Here is an 18,754-nt window from a genome sequence, read left to right on the forward strand (position 1 = left end):
TCTATTTTTTTATTTTTTTTATAATTTTTGAAATATCTTCACCTATGCGATCTTGAGCTTCAAAAGTATTAGCTCCCAAATGTGGCAAAAAATATACTGGATGATTTACAAATCTTTGGACATCATCAAAATATTTTTTTTCAAAAGGATCAATGTACACGCCTTTTAATTTTCCTCTGTCATTAAAGAACTTTTCTAAAGAATCCATATTTAAAATTTCATATCTTGACAAATTAATAAGAATACTTGTTGATTTCATTAATTGAAATAATTGATAATCTACCAACTTATTTGTATTAGAATTCAGCGGCATTTGTATACAAATAATATCTGACTTCCTAAACAATTCTTCCTTGTTGGCATATTTATGATTACTTCCCATAATTTCTCCGGATACATTATTATATAGTATAGTAACACCCAATGGCTCAATTAAGTCCGCAATTTTCTTTCCAATATTTCCAAAACCTAAAAGCCCTAAAGTTTTTCCTTTAATCTCATTTCCTATCAATTGTTCCTTTTCCCATCGTCCTTCATTTACTGATTTCCATGCAGGAAATAGATTTCTTAGCCCTAAAATAATTAATCCTATTGCGTACTCAGCCACCGAATTATCGGATACATTTCTAATATTTGAAAAGTATATATTTTTTTGTTGTAAATACTCAATAGGAATATTTTCTGTCCCATTTCCTGCCCTTATTACAGCCTTAAGCTGAGCTGCAATATCAACCATTTCTTTAGTTAGTATATGAGAACTTCTTAATATCAGCACTTCTGTATCTTTTAATTGCTCAACAACCTTTAACAAAGAAGAATTGGGTATATAACAAAGATTGACTTCTGTTTTTAATCTTTCAATTGTACTAGGGCTTAAAGGGTCTATAACTAATGCTTTCATATTAATCAAAAGCAATTTTTCCTTCAATGGAGTATTTCAATTTACCGTCATATCCTCTATGTTCGCCCATATCAATTCTATTCCTACATCTTTCAGCCGGCTTACAAATTATAATAGGTATTCGATATTTTGATCCCCTTCCAAATTCAGCAGCACAAGCAGCCCTCATGCATTCATACAAACTTAACCCCTTTGTTGCACCTATGGGAGTTGCACCCAATGTAATACAACCTATTATCATTTTCCTTACATCTATTCCTGTATCTGTATCACTAATCACAACATCGACTGATTTACCCGTCTTTTCTCTTATTTTTTTTGCCGTTAGATGAGCCAGTAAATTATGGTTATATGCTCCCATAGTACACATCATACCTAATTCAGGATCATCAGTATAGGCATCGGCCAATATTAAATCTTCTTCTTCCATTGGAGAATCTAATAGTAGTGATACTTCTTTTAAATATTCTTTTCTATCACTTTCTATCATTTTTTTTGGATCCCTATCATATATATACTTGATTGGTAATAATCTATTTTGGGCAACTGCATAGGGTTTTTCTGCAACTACCACTACATCACCATCTTGTAAACCATCATTTTCGTCTAAACTTTGAAACGAATTTGATATATCATCTAATAATCGTTCAATACCATTTTTAACATTTAGTTCGGTTTTCAATTTAACCGTTCTAGACGCGATTTGTCCACTTTGTCCCATAGACCCTAATAGACCTTTAAAAACAGCATTTGTAGCAATAGCTAAATCCCAAATTTTATCATCTACATAAGATTTGACATTAGTATCTATGGTAATTTCATAAGTATAAATACTTTGTCCACTATTAATTCTATCGTTTTCTTTAATTAAAGGATAAAAATTAATTCCATTAATAGGGCATGAATACTCAATAACAATTCCATTATTATCTTCTATAAGTAATAACACATCTCCTACTTTAATTACCCCTTGCTTTAATATTTTTTTTACAGTAAATTCACTTTTTGGTAAACCAAGTTGAAGGTTTAATGTTTTCTGCATAATCATATTTTATACATTTGAAGTACATTAATTTTATTTTCCACATCCTCTACAAATTCACGTTTAAGTTCTATCAACTGCTCTATATCTTTTTCATCTAATTCTCCATCTTCGTTTTCATCAATCCTAAAACCAGGATCTGAATATAATTCATTAACGAAATCTAAGGTTTTTTTAAGACTATATATTGCATTTTCATCAAGAATAAGCTCAATACAATGTAAAACATGAATTATTTTATCTTCAGTAATATTGTCCATTTCTGAAGATGACAAGATATTATCAATTTCCTTCTTTTCAAGAAATGATATTTTATATAATAATTCTCTATTATTAATGTTTAATCCCTTATTTAGGGCATCTTTAAAATTTCTATAAAGATTGCTATTTTTCATTTTTCAATTATTTAATTTAAATAGTTGTGAATATATTATTGGATAGTCTACGCTTAAAAACTCCTCATCAAAATCAGACATAATTATTTTAACGATTTCTTTATAAATGGCAAAATTTGGATTACATTTTTTAAACAAAGAGTTTATTTCTTTCATGTCTTTTTTAACCAAATTTAATTTATAACCCTCTTTAAAATCGTCATGAAGCAAAGTTCTTTTTAAAGTATTTTTAATAACATAACTCGACGCTGTACCATTTTCAATAACATCAAAAAAAGTCTCTCTATCAAATCCTAGTACGTCAGATATAGCCAATCCCTGCATTGCTATTAAGGAATTTGATATCGTTATAAAATTATGAACTAATTTTAATGAGTTAGGCTCTCCACTATTTCGGAATTCATATATCTTGCCGCAAAATAATTTCAAGATAGGTTCCAGCTTTGAATAGTTTTGCTGATTACTATGAATTAAGACATTTAGCTTTCTTTCTCTCAGAGCTCTTACCCCACCGATCATAGGGCATTCATAATAATTAATGCCTTTTAATGAACATTTTTCAAAAATTTTGTTTGCGAAATCAGGACTTGATGTAGACATATCAACAATACCTGGACGTTCATTTTTTTCATTACAGTTATTTAAAATTAAATCCACTGTCTTTTCAACTGAATCTTGATTTGGCAAACAAAGGATAATGAAAGATGAGTTTTTCAATTCTTGTACTGATTGTTTTAAAAAAGCATCATCGAAAAAGATATTATTTTCAGTTTTTGATTTTAAATCATAATATCCTAATAAAATTTTCTCTTCACTGAATATTTTTATCAGCTCCTTCCCCATTACTCCTGCTCCAACAACACTTATCATAAACTATATGATTTTATTCTGAAATTATTTGTTGCTAACACGATCTAATTCTTGTATAATTTTATAATTAGCCAAAGACATATTAACATGCTTTTGTCTTATTGCCCGGGATGCTTCCATTGCTCTTTCCTGCGCTTGTTCAGTAGTACAATAAAAAGCCACACCCATATAACCTAATTTAACATGGAAAATTTCATCATTATTTATATGTTTTCTAAAAACTTCTGCAGACTCTGAATCTAAAGTTTTTAAGGCTTGCTCATTTCTTTTCATAGATTGTGTCTCAACAGTAAACTGTTGGGCAGCAAAAAACTCTTCTGGATATTCAAAACTATCCAATGTGTCATAAAATTCCATTTGTTCGGGTAGTGGCTTACCTAAATCACCTCCTAATTCATGAATTCTTTTTCCCACATAATATGCATGCTTCGCTTCGTCACCCACTTGTCTTCCAACAAGCATTCTTAATTTAGGATCCGGTACTTTAAACATAAATCTTGCTATAACCTCATAGCCAACGTATTCATTCCAATATCTCATTCGAAGAGCTTGAATTATTTTCTCCTTACTCATACTTTCAGCCCAGTAGGTAGTAGCCCATTTTGACTGCTGATTGAAGAATTCATCATTCTCTTTTTCTAACTTTTCAATAAATTTTTTGATTTCCATTTTTTTATTATTTTAAATATTCGTTTTCTAATTCTGTTAATTGTGCCATTTGATTATATACAAAAACCTCTTCCATAGATGAAATTGAAGATTCTACTTCTAGGCTTAGTCCCTCATTTAAAATCTTTCTCATTACCAATTCAGAAGCTTTTATTGATGCTCTCAACAATTGATTTGCGTAAATAATTATATCAAAATATTTCAACAAAGTTTTTTGAGAAACCTCCGGAATCTTTGTTGGTATTACTACCAATGGAATATCTCCATCCCAAGTATCTAAAAAGTCTATTAATTTATTCCAGTCTGAAGTATGAATAACCAAGGCATCAGCTCCAGCATTGACATATGCAATACATCTTTTTTGAACTTCTTCTTTGGGTAGTCCTACAATTAAACCTTCGCATCTTGCTATTACACAAAAATCTTCAGAAACTGCAGACCTTATAGCTTTTATTTTGCCAACCATACTGTCTATAGATTCAAGAGCTTTATTCTCTGCGTTATAAAAGCTATTACATTTAGGAAATATATTATCTTCAACGCATACTCCCATTGCACCACATTTTTCAAATTCTCTAGCGTAATAATAGGCGTTTGTCGAATTTCCATATCCGGAATCCATATCTATAATCACTGGAATATCTGTAGATGATGTTATATTAAAACATATTTCACCTACTTCTGTAGGGGTAATAATACTTGCATCCGGAAGCCCTTTTTTGGTTACTGATACTCCTAACCCACTTAGCCATACTCCATCAAATCCTGAATTCTCAATGATCTTTGAGGATAAAACATCATGAGCTCCTCCTAGAAAAAACTTTTCTCTTCTTCTTAATTTTTCTTTTAATATGTTCATATCTATTATAAATAATTATTTTGTTTTAACATCTGTATTGTACTTGGCAAAAGGTACTTTTCCAATTCTGAAATATTCTTTTCTTCAAGTAGAGATCTTACTAAAGTTGCAGATACAACAGGAAGATCACTAACATCTATTCTATAGTTTTTTTCATTTAGAAAAACCCAAGCTTTAGCCTTTGTATCTTCAAAACTATCTCTAGTTGGAGTTATGAAAACTCTTTCGGGAGGAAGTACTTTTTGATAAAGATCCCATGCCAAATCAAGTCTTCGACCACTCATAATAGTAATTTTATCAGTGTTATTAAAAAACTCTTTAACTGCATCATTAACCATTCGATATCTTAACCAATACGGGAAAATATTTTTTTCAGGTTGATGATGAAAATCTACTTCTTCTGAAAAAAATCTTACAGGTAACTCTTCTGGTGATTTATATACTTCTGAAGATAGTTCATTTGCTACCACAACAATATAAAGATGATTACCAAAGCTTAAAAGCTTTTCCATATATTTTAAATGTCCTATATGAATAGGCTGAAATCTTCCTTCCCAAATAACATTAGGAAATTTGTTCTCTAAGTCTTTAATTTGAATTAAATTTTCCATAAAATTTATACTTTAAAATAATTGTACATGTCATTTATATTAATTTTTATTATATCAAAAATTGTTTTTGCCAGACTTTCATTAATCTTGGAAATGTTAATCTGAGATTGAACCTCTACACAGTTACTATATACATACACATAAGAATTCAAATCATATCTTGAAAAACTATTCTCTATTTTCTTATATAAAAACTCAGTCGATACGATCTTCTCAAGAGATAAATTAATATCAACTAGGTTAAAAAAAACTGAACTGAGAGGAAAACGATTCTGGTATATTGGTAGGTCCAGGTCTTTTATCAATGAATCATATGGATAGTTTGAATGATAATTGCATAAGTTAATTTTATTCTCAACAGTTTTTAATGTGTCAAGCCAATTTCCACTCGTATCAACTCTGATCATTAGCATTTTGACAAAAAAGCCAATGCACATTCTATTAAAATCGTCCCTCCCTGCAATAGGTATTCCTATTGTAATATCATTATTATTTAAAACTTGTGATAATGTTTTATAATAGACTGTAGTAAGTACTAAATTTATGCTTTTCCCTGTAATTTCAGATATTTCATTAAGATTTTTAAAGTCTTTATCTTGAAAATAAAAAATAATTTTACCTTCTTCATTAGAGTTATTAGGTATTTCAGGAAATTTAGTCTCTTCAAAAAGTTTAAACTCATTTAACCAAAAATCCCTATCTTGAACATAATATTTTGTTCTAAAATATTGTTCGTCATTTTTCAAAAAATCTTTGTATGATATAATATTTTCAGTTGATATATTACCATTTTTCAGGTATTCTTGCCATTCTTCTATTAATACTTTAAAAGACCAAGCATCGGACACAAGATGATGCATACTTAAATATAATTTCGATCTAGATATAGCGACTTTAAAAAGTGGAGGCTGATTTAAATTATAAAAATGATCTTTCAATTCATTAATTATAGTTTCTGAGTCCTCTTCATGAAGTTCCAATTTAATTTCAACTTCTGATACTGGCAGTGTCTCACTTTTATAAAGATTATCCTCAAAATAATATCGAGTTCTCAATATATCATGTTTTTCTACTAATTTTTTAAAAAAATCCGTCACTTTTTTTATATCTGTATCTCCATATAAATCAAAAGTATTTACAATATTTTTATTTGATAAACTATTGATATCCATCAAATTTGTCACTAGCCATCTTTTCTGATTAAGGGTTATTCCTAGAACTTCTTCATTAGATATAGGTTGTACTTGCTGTTTATCATTATCCACTAAAAGCGCTTGCTCTTTTATTGTTGCAAACTTATATAACTCATTAATGCGTATCGTTTTTTTAAATTTCTCATTTAGTTTTGTAATGAGTTCCATTAAGAGTAAACTGTTCCCTCCAATATCAAAAAAATTATCATCAATATTAATATTTTGTAATCCTAGAACTGTTTCCCATATTTCACATATTCCTTTCTCGTTGATTGTTTCAGGTCTTAATTTTTTCAGATTAATTAATTCACTTTTTTCTATACTGGATAAAAATTTTCTATCTATTTTCCCATTTGGTGTTAATGGTATTTCTTCCAGTATTATAAATAGATCAGGAACCATATATCTAGGCAATTTCTCTAATAGATATTCCTTCAAGTATTGTGTATTGATGATATCTTTAATGGTGAGATACGCTATTAGAGATTTACCGAATTCAGAAATAACAACAGTCTGTTTAATATCTTCAGAAAATTGTAAAATCTTATTCTCAATTTCATCCAGTTCTACCCTATATCCTCTTATTTTAACCTGAAAATCATTTCTTCCAAAAAATTCTATATTACCATCCGGAAGCCATCTTCCCAAATCTCCTGTATTATATAGGATTCCATTCTCCAGATGTGGATTATCAATGAATCTTTCGCTAGTCAGTTTCTCATTATTAAAATATCCTTTTGCTATATTTTCTCCAGATAAATATATTGTACCAATAACACCTATCGGATCATATAAAAGGCTTTCACTCAAAATATGCACCTGCGTATTAGCTAATGGTTTTCCAATAGGCAATGTAATAAATTCATTACCTTGAACTTTATATGTTGTTGAAAACGTTGTATTCTCAGTTGGTCCGTACCCATTTATGATCAATAAATTTGGAAATTTTTCTCTAACCATATTTATGTGCTTTAAAGACAAAATATCTCCACCAGAAATAAACTGTTTTAAATGTTCAAAAATTCCAATCCTTTGTTCTGCAATTTGCGAAAACCATGATGCAGTTAACCATAAAGAATTTACATTTTTACTTATGATAAGCTTTTCTAATATGTTATAATCAAATAAATCATCTCTATCAGCAATAATAAGTTTACCACCATTAACCAAAACTCCCCAAAACTCCATATTAGTTGTATCAAAAGAACTAGCTACAGTTGATAAAAGAATAGTATCTCTATTTAAAGGAAAATAGTTATTAGTAGTAACAAAATTAACAATATTTCTATGGGTTAACATTACTCCTTTGGGTGCACCTGTAGATCCTGAAGTAAACATTATATGAAATAGAGATGTTGAAGGTATGGCAACCTCTATGTTTTTTTTGCTGTAAATATTTCGTTGGCTCAAAAATTCCTCTAAAGTATTATCATCAATATAAAATATAGCATCAGAAAGTTTCTCCAAATACTCTTTTCTTTCTTCCGGATATGTTGGATCGATAGGAACATAGCATGCTCCGGTTTTAAGAATACCAAGGAGTATGTAAATAAGATGATGAGATTTATTAATTTTTACACAAATCCTATCCTCATATTTTATAGTTAGTTTTGATAATAAATACCTGGCAAAAATGTTAGAAAGATCATTTAATTCTTCATATGACAATATATTCTCATTATATTCTACAGCTATTTCTTTTGCCATATTAAAGGCTGTATTTTCAAACAGCTCTATAAAATTCTTTTCTTCAGGGAATTCAAATTCAGTTTTATTAAAATTTAAAATTTTCTCTCTTTCCTCGTCTAAAACAATATCGATCATTTCAATTCGAAGATTATCATTCTCAATACATTTTTTTAATAGTATATTTAAATGATTTAAAAATCTTTGTACATAAGATTCATCGACTAATGATGTATCATACTCTATTTCTAAATATAAATTCTCATCATTCCCAAAAAATCTAAACACTAAATTATATAATGGAGCAACTCCTTCATTATCAATGACAGGATATTGATTAACTTTTATATCCTTAATTTTATATTGATTAACATCTGAATAATTTTGAAAAGATGCCATAATATTAAGATGAGGAAGGATTTTATTATTGGAATACGATGCCCAGTCCTCTAATAAGCATAGATTATTGCTTATCCCTTCTAAAAACTCCAATTTAATTTGATTAACCAAATTTCCAAATGATATATTCTCCTCAAATTCACTTTTTATCAAAATAGTATTCATAAAAAAGCCAAGAGTATCTTCAAAACTATGATTATCTCTGTTGGCTATTGGAACTACAGTCACAATAGTATTTTGTTTGGAATATTTATATAATATGCCATGCAGCCCAGCCAATAAAATATTAAATATGGTAGTATTATATTTATTCTTTATTCTCTTTATATTCTCCAGTTGCTCTCCAGAATAATTATATATATAACGTTTAGAACCTTTATATACCTGTTTCTCCTTTCTTATATGTGGTATATTTACTGTTACATCTACATCTGAAAATTTCTTGATTAATAATTCTCGTTGTTGCCTGATAATATTTTGTTGGTTTTCTTCATTTCTCCATATCATATAATCCTTAAAAGAAGGAGTATTATACAAAGGGGGTATATCTACATAATATCCAACAAGTTTTTCATAAAACTTATGAATTGACAGCCCATCAAGAGCAATATGATGAAATGTTATAACAACATAAAATAATTGATTTGAAGAAATCAGATTTACTCTTAGTAATGGAGGCTTTTCTAAATCAAACAATATTATTTTTTCATTTTTAATAATAATATCTAGTTCTTTTATATCCCAATGATGCTGAATGCTAATCTTAGCATTCTCTTCTATTTTTGCTATTAAATGATCTTTTTCTCTAATAAAAGAAGTTCTAAAAATTTCTTCATTCTGAACTAAATTTTTAAATGCTTTTTCTAGTTTAATAATATCTAAACTCCCCTCTAATTTGGTTACATGTACTAAATTGTAAAGCGAAGGCTTTTCCATGTGCTCCTTAAGCCATATACTTGTTTGAGTAGAAGATGCTATATAATTATTAATATTTGGATATTTCTTTATGTCTAACTCTCTATTTCTATCATCTTTTAATAAGTAAATTTGTTTTTCGATGATTGGCTGAGAAAAAAAATCTTTAAAACTTATCTGCTGTGTTAAGTTCTGGTACATTCTGTTTATTACCTGAGCCACCATCAAGCTATGCCCGCCCAGTTCAAAAAAATTATCCGTGACTCCTACCTTCTCTACAACCAATACTTCCTGCCAGATATCTGCTAGCTTCTGCTCCATCTCATTTCTCGGTGCAACATATTCCCTCCTGATTAAGTCTTCTCCCGTAACACTTGGTAATGCTTTACGGTCAATTTTACCATTTGGTGTTAACGGAATAAATTCCAATTCAACAAAAAAAACTGGAACCATATATTCAGGCAACTTACTTTGAAGATAGTCTCTTAATTCAGTTTTGTCTATCAAATCTTCGGTATCCGTAGTATAATAAGCAATCAATACTTTTTCTCCATTTACTTCTTTGGCATCGACAATTACTTGTCTAATAAAACTACTGAACTGACTGATGTGTGTTTCGATCTCTCCCAATTCTATCCGGTAACCTCTTATCTTGACCTGAAAATCCTTCCTACCTAAAAACTCTATATTCCCATCAGGTAGCCATCTCGCCAAATCTCCCGTATCATACATCTTACTCCCTAGATCAAAAGGATTCTCTACAAACTTCTCCGCCGTCAACTCAGGCTTATTCAAATAACCTCGGGATAAACCAGCTCCTGAAATATACAAAACTCCCGGTACTCCTATGGGTAGTACATTCAATTCTTCATCTAAAATATAAACCTTTGTATTGGAAATAGGGCGACCAATAAGAATATCACCTTTTCCTGAATACAAAAATTCAATAGAAGTCACGGTTGTTTCGGTAGGACCATATTCATTATAAAAACAAAACTTATATTTATTTAATTTGTTTAATAATCTCTGTGGAAATATATCACCTCCAGAAATGATTCTATTGAGTGATAGTTCATTACTAAAATCAAGCCTCTCGAGTATATTTGGAACCGTATGAAGATGTGTTATGTTATTCTCTGTTAAATAGTTTAAAAGATCTTTAGGATCACTTACAATTTCTTTAGATACAACATGCAGTGATAAACCGTTTAAAAGTGCTAAAAAAATTTGTTCTACTGAAGCATCAAATGTGTAATTCGAAATCAATATAACAGACTCATTATTCTCTAATTTAAACTCTTCTGTCTGCCCCAAAATGAGATTGATAACACTTTTATTTTCAATCATCACCCCTTTAGGATACCCTGTCGTTCCTGAAGTATAAATAACATAAGCTAAACTATCCGGTCTGCTGATAATCGTAAGATTATCTTTTGTATAACAATCTTGTGATTTTCGTATCTCCTCCTGAAAACTTGCTAAAAATACTTCATCAATGGTAACCTTCGCATTTGTATCCTGTTCCAGGTATGCAATCCTTTCCTGTGGATATTCAGGATCAATAGGTACATAAGCCCCTCCGGACTTTAAAATTCCCAAGATTGCAACGATCATCTTCTCACTTCTCTCAAGCTTAATCGCTACCAAATCATCTTGTACTATATGATAATTTTGTCTTAAATAATCACCCAACTGATTCACCTGTTCATTTAACTCCCGATAACTTAGCTCCGTATCCTCAAATACTACCGCCACATTATCCGGTGTCTTACACACCTGCTCCTCAAAGAGTTCTATAATCGTCTTATCACTCGGATAGTCAACCTTCGTATCATTGAAATCTATTAATAGCTGATGACGCTCCTCCCCTGTAAGATAGTTGATGTCTTCTATAAATGTTGTTCCTTCAGTATCTTCTATAGATTTTGTCAACAGATTCTCAAAATGAGCAAACATTCGTTGGATGAGGAATGCTTCATAAATATCCGTATTGTATTCTATCGTAAGCTTTAGTTGATCATATTCTTCTGCAAACATATAGCTTACATCAAACTGGGACGTCTTCCGATTATATTCATATTCCTCTACTTGTAAGCCTTCTATATCTTTTCTGATATTACCACCCAATCTTAACTGACTCTGATTCTGGAATACTACCAAAACATCAAACAATGCAGAACGGCTACTGTCTCTCTTTATATTAAGTTTGCCCACCAATTCATCAAATGGGTATATTTGATGCTCATAGGCCGATAAAAGAAAATCTTTCTCTTTATGAAGTAGGAAATTGAAGGTATTATACCCTTCTTCCAACCTTGTCCTGAGAGCCAAGGTATTCAGATAAAGTCCTATCTGGTTCTCTAGGTCTGGATATTCTCTTCCCGCTATCGGAGTTCCCACAATAATATCCTTTTGACCTGTATATCGATAAAGCAGTGTCTTAACTCCTGCCATTAAGGTCATGAACAACGTAACTCCTTGCTTCTCTGAATACTTCTTCAGCTTCTCTGTAAATTCTTGCGAGAAGAAATGACTGATATTATCACCATTGTAGGTTTGTATCAACGGTCTTGTTTTATAACTTGGTAATTCCAATACAGGAAGTTCACCCTCAAATTGTTCTAACCAATAGACTTCTGCTTTTTGGTATCTTTCTCCCTTGACCTCTTCCTGTTGCCATACTGCATAATCTTTATATTGGATAGATAATGGTGCGACTTTTTCACTTTCTACATTTGTATTAATAGTAATATCACCATCTTTAAGCAGCTTATTGTAAGTCTCAACTATTTCTGATACCAATACTTGAGTGGACCATCCATCACCAACAATATGGTGCATGGATAAAAAGAACAGGTTTTCTTCATCATCTCTCTTCAGTAAAGAGGCTCTTATCAACGGGCTCTCTTCTAAATTAAAAACTTCATTATTGGCTGACTGTAGGTACTCTTCTATTTCAAAATCATTCTTCCCTGCAAAATCCAATACTTCTATTGTAAAGTGAATTTCTTCTTTTGGAGCAATGTATTGGCGAATTTCTCCTGTCAATATATCTGACTTAAATGAAGTTCTGAGAATCTCATGTCTGTCTATCAAGTACTGGAAGGCTTTTTCAAAATACACTTCATTAAACCCTCCTCTTAAGGTAACCACTGCTGGCATGTTATAAGCCTGTGAACCTCCTTCCAATTGACTTAGTACCCAAAGTCTTTGCTGTGATGGAGTTAAAGGGTAACTCTCTTGTTCAGGTGCTTTTGGGATCGGAGTATACTCTCTTACAGTAAAGTTTTTGGTAATCCCTTCAATGATTGGAGAAGCAAAGAAATCTTTGAAACTTATCTGCATTGCCAGAGTTTGGTGGATTCTGCTAAGTACCTGAGCCACCATCAAGCTATGCCCCCCCAACTCAAAAAAATTATCCGTAACCCCTACCTTTTCTACTCCCAATACTTCCTGCCAGATATCTGCTAGCTTCTGCTCCATCTCATTTCTCGGTGCAACATATTCTCTCCTGATTAAGTCTTCTCCCGTAACACTTGGTAATGCTTTACGGTCAATTTTACCATTTGGCGTTAACGGAATAGACTCCAATTCCACAAAAAAACCTGGCACCATATATTCCGGCAACTTGCTTTGAAGATATTCTCTTAATTCGGTTTTGCCTATGACTGCTTCGTTATCCGTAGTATAATAAGCAATCAATACTTTTTCTCCATTTACTTCTTTGGCATCGGCTATTACTTGCTTAATAGTAGTACTGAACTGGCTGATGTTTGTTTCGATTTCTCCCAATTCTATCCTGTAACCCCTTATCTTTACCTGAAAGTCCTTCCTTCCCAAAAACTCAATGTTGCCATCTGGTAACCATTTTGCTAAATCTCCAGTATCATACATCTTTGTTCCAAGATTGAAAGGATTGTCAACAAACTTCTCCGATGTCAGCTCAGGTTTGTTCAAATAACCGCGGGATAAACCAACTCCAGAAATATACAAAGTTCCCGGTACTCCTATTGGAACCATCACTTTTCTTTCATCAAGTATATAGATACGAGTATTATCTATTGGCTTACCTATCGGCACACTTCCTTTCGATTTTTCTTCTCTACAGTCGTAATATGTCACATCAATACTCGCCTCAGTTGGTCCATATAAATTCATAAGCGATACATCAGGAAAAAGTTCATAGAAAAGATTTCTCTGATGAAGCGTTAATGCCTCTCCACTTACAAATACCTGACGAAGGCTTTTCAGTCGATTCAATGATTTTGAATCTGTTTTCAAATAATTTAAAAACATCTGTAACATTGAGGGTACAAAGTGAATTATTGTTACTTTATTAGTGACGATATTATCTATGAGTTCTGTAGGATTCTTTTCTGAACCTGATGCCAAAATAGAAACCTTCGCTCCGTGAAGCATCCACCAAATCAATTCCCACACAGAAACATCAAAGGAATAGGTAGTCTTTTGTATCAAGGTATCTTCAGCAGTCAAAGAATAAGCTTTCTGCATCCATGTTAGACGGTTGATCAAGGAATGATGCTCTATCATAACTCCTTTCGGGTGGCCAGTAGTACCGGATGTATAAATAACATAGGCAAGACTGTTTGCCTTACTAACAATAGGAAGGTTAACTCTACTATAATTCTCCTTTTCTGAATCAAATTTTAGTAGGAATCTGAGGTCTATTGTTATCTTAGCTCTTGCATCCATTTCTATATAGGTTATCCTGTCCTGTGGATATTCAGGATCTATAGGAACATAAGCCGCTCCACTCTTCATGATACCCAGAATGGCTAAGAGCATATTCTCACTTCTCTCTAATTTTATCGCTACCAGATCATCCGCTTGTATCTGATAGTTTTGTCTAAGGTAGTTTCCAAGTTGGTTTGCGCGCTCATTAAATTCTCTGTAAGTAAGTCTCAACCCATTAAAAAGAATAGCTATATTATTCTTATTTTTTTCTACCTGTTCTTCAAATAAATCTACGATTGTTTTATCATCAGAATATTCAACCTCAGTGGAATTGAATTCTAGAAGGATTTTATCTTTATCATCAGTAACAAGAGAATATTTCACCAACTCAATATCTAAAAGAGTATTATAATTAGAAAGAATGTTTATGAAATTTGCCAAAAAACCTTCAATAACACACTTCAAATAAGAATCTTGATAGTAACTTGTTAAAATTATACTGTCTTCTGTTTCTTCATATAATAAAGATATATCATCTTTCAAAACTTTAGCCTTTTGACCAAATTGAATTGAAAAATTAGAAAATAATTCCAAGGTTAATTCTGATGAATTGTAATATTTATGAGGCAAAACTTTTTTAACTTCATTAGCAACATTCTGCAGTAACTCTTTAAATGTTGCTGCATTACTCTCAATTTCCAATAATAAAATTTCATCCAAATCAATTAAATTAGATGGATAAATTTTAATTACATTCTGAAAATTTTCAAAATATTTATTTACTAAAAAAGAAAAAATAGAAGAAACTATTGAAAATTTTGATAAAGGATTGCTTCTTGAAATTTTTATAAAACTCTCTAAATCTTTTTTTGAAATCTGCTTTTTAAGAATTTCAATTTTTCCTTTTGAAAAAACCGCTTCTTCTTTGTCTTTAATTTTGTTTTTCCAAAAAATGTTGGATAAAATTTGAATATCTGTCATTAAATTAAATGATGGGGATGAATTTCAGCTATAAGGTTATGTTGTAAGAATCTATTCTAACATATCTTCTGCTTGTTATCTATTTTTAAGTCTAAGGTACCTTTCAATTTTACCTCTGAAAATTGATTGAGGAAAATTTTAATTTTGTAAATTTCATCATCGAGAATTCTGACTAACCTATCACCCAACTTGATAAATAATATTACACCAACAATGGTAAAGGCTTTAAAATAGTCTTTTATCGTTTCTAAATAAACAAAAACATAAGAACTAAAAAGAGGCGATTCTACTTTCTTTTTACGATCACTCCACTGAGATATTATTGTATTTAGTGGTAGGTTTGCTTTAAAATTCTGTTCATTTAGTTTTTGTCCGATTTTCTTTTCGTAACGGGATTTGGTATAAATAACATACCAGCCTTGGATGAAACTCATATATTAAAAAATCATGATTATTTTATAGCTTCGCCACTTAAGTCACATTTTCAAATGTACAAAAGCAGATTAAAAGATTCAAAAAAACAAAGGAAATTACAACTTAAAAAAAATTAAGATAATATAATAGGAGTTTTGTTCATCTGTGTTTTTTAATCATTTGGCATTTTTGTTTTGGTAAAAATAAAAAAAAAATAATACAAAAATCACATTAAATTGAATTTAACAAAATTTTAATTAAGAGCCTGTTTTAATTTCATTCAGATAGATTTTTTTTTATTATATTTGTATTTGCAATCCGTTAAAATCCAAAACCATATACTCCATTTGATTATAATTTACATTAGAAAACCCAATATGAAAAGAAATCAATATTTGCCAAAAACTATGTAGATTCAGAGGTAGAATTAAATAACATCGAAGATTTAATAAAATTCAGACAGGTATCCAAAAGACGGTTGTCTGATTTTACAAATGTAAAGTATGTAAATTTTGCTCTAAAAGACCAAAGGAGATCAAGAGAGGAATATCATGTTGAAAATGTCTTTTCTTACCGATGACGCCGTTTTAAAGTCAGTATACCTAGTTATGAATGGACGATGCCTATTCAAAATTGGGGATTGGTTTTAAACCAATTTATACTTATTTTTGAAAAAAGGGAGTGTCCGAAAAGTTAGTAACACCTTCTGAGAATCTGATATTCATATACCCTTCCTGTATAGGGGTACGAGTAAAATCAGTTAAACAAGAGACTGTCCAAACTTTTCGGACGGCCTCTTGACTTTTCAACTTACATACTTGCTGGAACAGTGTCAATTCTGTATTTCGTGTGGCGAAGAGAATAACACAAGTTTTAATAAACCGCCTGCCTTAAACGCTTCAAAGATTTAAAGATTTAAAGAAAACATAAACCCGCAACCTCTTTATATAATATTAGGTAACATCCTGGTACTGGTTTTTAATGTGGTTACACCAATTTTTGGCAAAAATGCGTTTCCGACCAAAGAGAGGAATTACATTTTTGCCAACCTGATTTTTAAAGGATGGGTATTAAAATCTTTCAGATTGTGGAAAAATCTCCTATATGGTGTCAAACCATTACGGAATAAGCTCCACAATATGGAACAACCCATTTGTACCAATGATGAATTAAATAAATCCTGTTTTTCCAAAGCTTCCGCTAATGAACAGTTTGGTGTATCATCTTCTGTTTCCGATTGTTTTAGCAACTCTCCAAATTCATCAGTGATAAAAGGTAAATGATCCACTGTTTCATATTTTTGGGAATTAGGCTGTCTAATCGTTCCTATGGTAGCTAATATTACCTGCCCTGAATATCAGTATAAAAACTCTTTCTAATTGGGTTGCGAGTAACATAATTTTTGGTTTTTAAGATTAAAAAGCCACATGTCTTCAGATATTTTAATAAACATCTAAAGACTCATTTTTATAATGTGAGATGTGTCTTATCTATTGAAGGAAAAAAATATGGAAAATCAGTAGCCCGTTTGGTGTACTATCGTTTTGTTGAAAAATTTGATATGGATGATCTTTCATTTCGTATATCTTTTAAAGATAATAATCAGTTTAATGTACATTTTAGAAATCTGGAGAAGTTAACTGTAAGTAAGCTGCATCGGAAATCAATGAATACAGGCAGAGGAAAAAGAGGAAATTATCAACAGGCAGTCAGCCAATACACAGTTGATGGTGATTTTGTTGCCAGCTATGCAAATATTTATGCAGCAAGTGAATTTTTAAAAATTCATCCTACTTATATTCTGCCTGTCATCAATAAAAAAAGGACTACTGCCGGAAAATTTCGATGGTTTGTGAAAGATTATGTACCCTCTAAAGAAGATTTTATACCGGAAAGAAAAAGAAAGCCAGAAAAAACATTCAATACAACTCTTTGGAAAAAGCTTGGGCAACCACTAGTCGATAAAAGCAATCCATCAGCATGTGTTAATTTATCACTAAATGACCTTCCTTGTGAAAGATGGAAGCCGGTTCCTTATCTCGAAGGCTATTTTGCTATTTCCAGTAAAGGAAGAGTAAAGCGGTTAAATACCTGGACAGAGAACAGAAACAAAACATTTTGGGGAGAGCACATAAGTCCTAAATATTCTGCAAATCCACCAACTTTTTTGTACAATCTCAAATTAGCTCTAAAATATCCTGTGTTTTCACCCTGTCCTGCTTCACTTGTAACATCGGATGTATAAACTCCATCTTTCGGTTTACACTTTAAGTGAGAGATAGATACTTTTATATCAACCTCCTTATCTCTTAACCATACCCAAATTGTACTATACTTGTTTTCAACTTTCCCTATGTTAAAAAAAATAACTGATATCATAAATTTTTGATTCAAAATTGTTCCCAAAATTGTATCCGAACTCTAAAAGATAAGCCTAAAACAATTGGTCTGCTTTGTCTTCGGACATGTAGAAATCTTATGCATTGCTTGTTTGGACGAGGGTTCGAATCCCTCCAAAAAACCAACAATCCTTATCAATCAATAGTAAACTATATTCGGTTAATATATTTTTGATTTATCATTTATCATTTATCATTTATCAAATTGATGCATTTTCTATTATATAAGCATTATCTCTAAGTGATTAATAATATTGTAGGTTTGCTAAACAATCTTATCAAGGAATTTTTGTTTTAAAGAAATCATCTCTTCACTCACTTTACTATCCAGAATCTTAGCATAATGCTGAGTTGTCCTCATATTTTTGTGGCCAAGCATTTTACTCACACTCTCAATGGAAACCCCATTTGATAGGGTTACTGTAGTGGCAAAAGTATGGCGTGCTATATGAAAGGTTAATTCTTTATTGATACCGCATAAATCTGCAATTTCTTTCAGATAAGCATTCATTTTTTGATTGCTGAGAATCGGAAGTAATCTTCCACTATTTACACAGGTCGGATGATTTTTATATTTCTCAACGATACATTCGGCTTGGGCAAGCAATGGAATGTTAGAGGTTGTTTTCGTTTTTTGTCGTTTGGTAAAAATCCATCGGGTTCCATCTAATCCAATATTGATGTTGTTGGTAGTTAACTTTCGAGTATCAATATATGCCAGCCCC

At 31.1% G+C, this 18,754-nt stretch carries 11 protein-coding genes and 1 pseudogene; 1 reads left to right on the forward strand and 11 read right to left on the reverse strand.

The features are described from left to right. Position 1 precedes the first annotated feature (1 nt). The 10 genes and pseudogenes from DRF65_RS16615 to DRF65_RS16660 form a co-directional block, all read right to left on the reverse strand. Positions 2-901, reverse strand: coding sequence for an NAD(P)-dependent oxidoreductase (locus DRF65_RS16615; RefSeq protein WP_115971886.1), 900 nt, complete (start codon positions 899-901; stop codon positions 2-4). Between the two features lies 1 nt (position 902). Beyond that, positions 903-1,943 (reverse strand): coenzyme F420-0:L-glutamate ligase, encoded by a 1,041-nt coding sequence (locus DRF65_RS16620; RefSeq protein WP_123947371.1) that lies wholly within the window; start codon positions 1,941-1,943, stop codon positions 903-905. Positions 1,944-1,945: 2 nt separating this feature from the next. Continuing rightward, entirely contained in the window at positions 1,946-2,338 is a 393-nt protein-coding gene (locus DRF65_RS16625; protein WP_115971888.1) for a hypothetical protein, read from the reverse strand. 3 nt (positions 2,339-2,341) lie between these two features. Then, on the reverse strand, positions 2,342-3,208 hold the full coding sequence (locus DRF65_RS16630) for an NAD(P)-binding domain-containing protein (RefSeq protein ID WP_115971889.1): 867 nt from the start codon (positions 3,206-3,208) through the stop codon (positions 2,342-2,344). Positions 3,209-3,232: 24 nt separating this feature from the next. Continuing rightward, the gene (locus tag DRF65_RS16635; protein WP_115971890.1) at positions 3,233-3,877 is read right to left on the reverse strand and encodes a hypothetical protein; all 645 of its coding nucleotides are present in this window, start codon (positions 3,875-3,877) and stop codon (positions 3,233-3,235) included. Positions 3,878-3,884: 7 nt separating this feature from the next. Next, the gene (locus tag DRF65_RS16640) at positions 3,885-4,736 is read right to left on the reverse strand and encodes an isocitrate lyase/phosphoenolpyruvate mutase family protein (RefSeq protein WP_115971891.1); all 852 of its coding nucleotides are present in this window, start codon (positions 4,734-4,736) and stop codon (positions 3,885-3,887) included. A gap of 5 nt (positions 4,737-4,741) precedes the next feature. Next, complete coding sequence (locus tag DRF65_RS16645) at positions 4,742-5,347, reverse strand: adenylyltransferase/cytidyltransferase family protein (RefSeq protein WP_115971892.1); 606 nt, start codon at positions 5,345-5,347, stop codon at positions 4,742-4,744. 5 nt (positions 5,348-5,352) lie between these two features. After that, the gene (locus tag DRF65_RS16650) at positions 5,353-15,216 is read right to left on the reverse strand and encodes a non-ribosomal peptide synthetase (RefSeq protein ID WP_115971893.1); all 9,864 of its coding nucleotides are present in this window, start codon (positions 15,214-15,216) and stop codon (positions 5,353-5,355) included. A 56-nt stretch (positions 15,217-15,272) separates the two neighbouring features. Continuing rightward, entirely contained in the window at positions 15,273-15,650 is a 378-nt protein-coding gene (nusG, locus tag DRF65_RS16655) for a transcription termination/antitermination protein NusG (RefSeq protein WP_115971894.1), read from the reverse strand. Positions 15,651-16,663: 1,013 nt separating this feature from the next. Further along, positions 16,664-16,984 (reverse strand): annotated as a pseudogene (locus tag DRF65_RS16660) (PRTRC system ThiF family protein); the annotation flags it as partial. A gap of 120 nt (positions 16,985-17,104) precedes the next feature. On the opposite strand from DRF65_RS16660, the gene DRF65_RS16665 reads away from it, so the two are divergent. After that, a complete protein-coding gene (locus DRF65_RS16665; RefSeq protein ID WP_115971895.1) occupies positions 17,105-17,875 on the forward strand; it encodes an NUMOD4 domain-containing protein in 771 nt (256 codons plus the stop codon). A gap of 419 nt (positions 17,876-18,294) precedes the next feature. Here the strand turns inward: DRF65_RS16665 and DRF65_RS16670 are convergent. Next, a partial coding sequence (locus tag DRF65_RS16670) for a site-specific integrase (protein ID WP_165852249.1) occupies positions 18,295-18,754 on the reverse strand: 460 nt, incomplete at its 5' end.

Origin of the sequence: Chryseobacterium pennae, from assembly GCF_003385515.1 — a bacterium.
Classification (GTDB): domain Bacteria; phylum Bacteroidota; class Bacteroidia; order Flavobacteriales; family Weeksellaceae; genus Chryseobacterium; species Chryseobacterium pennae.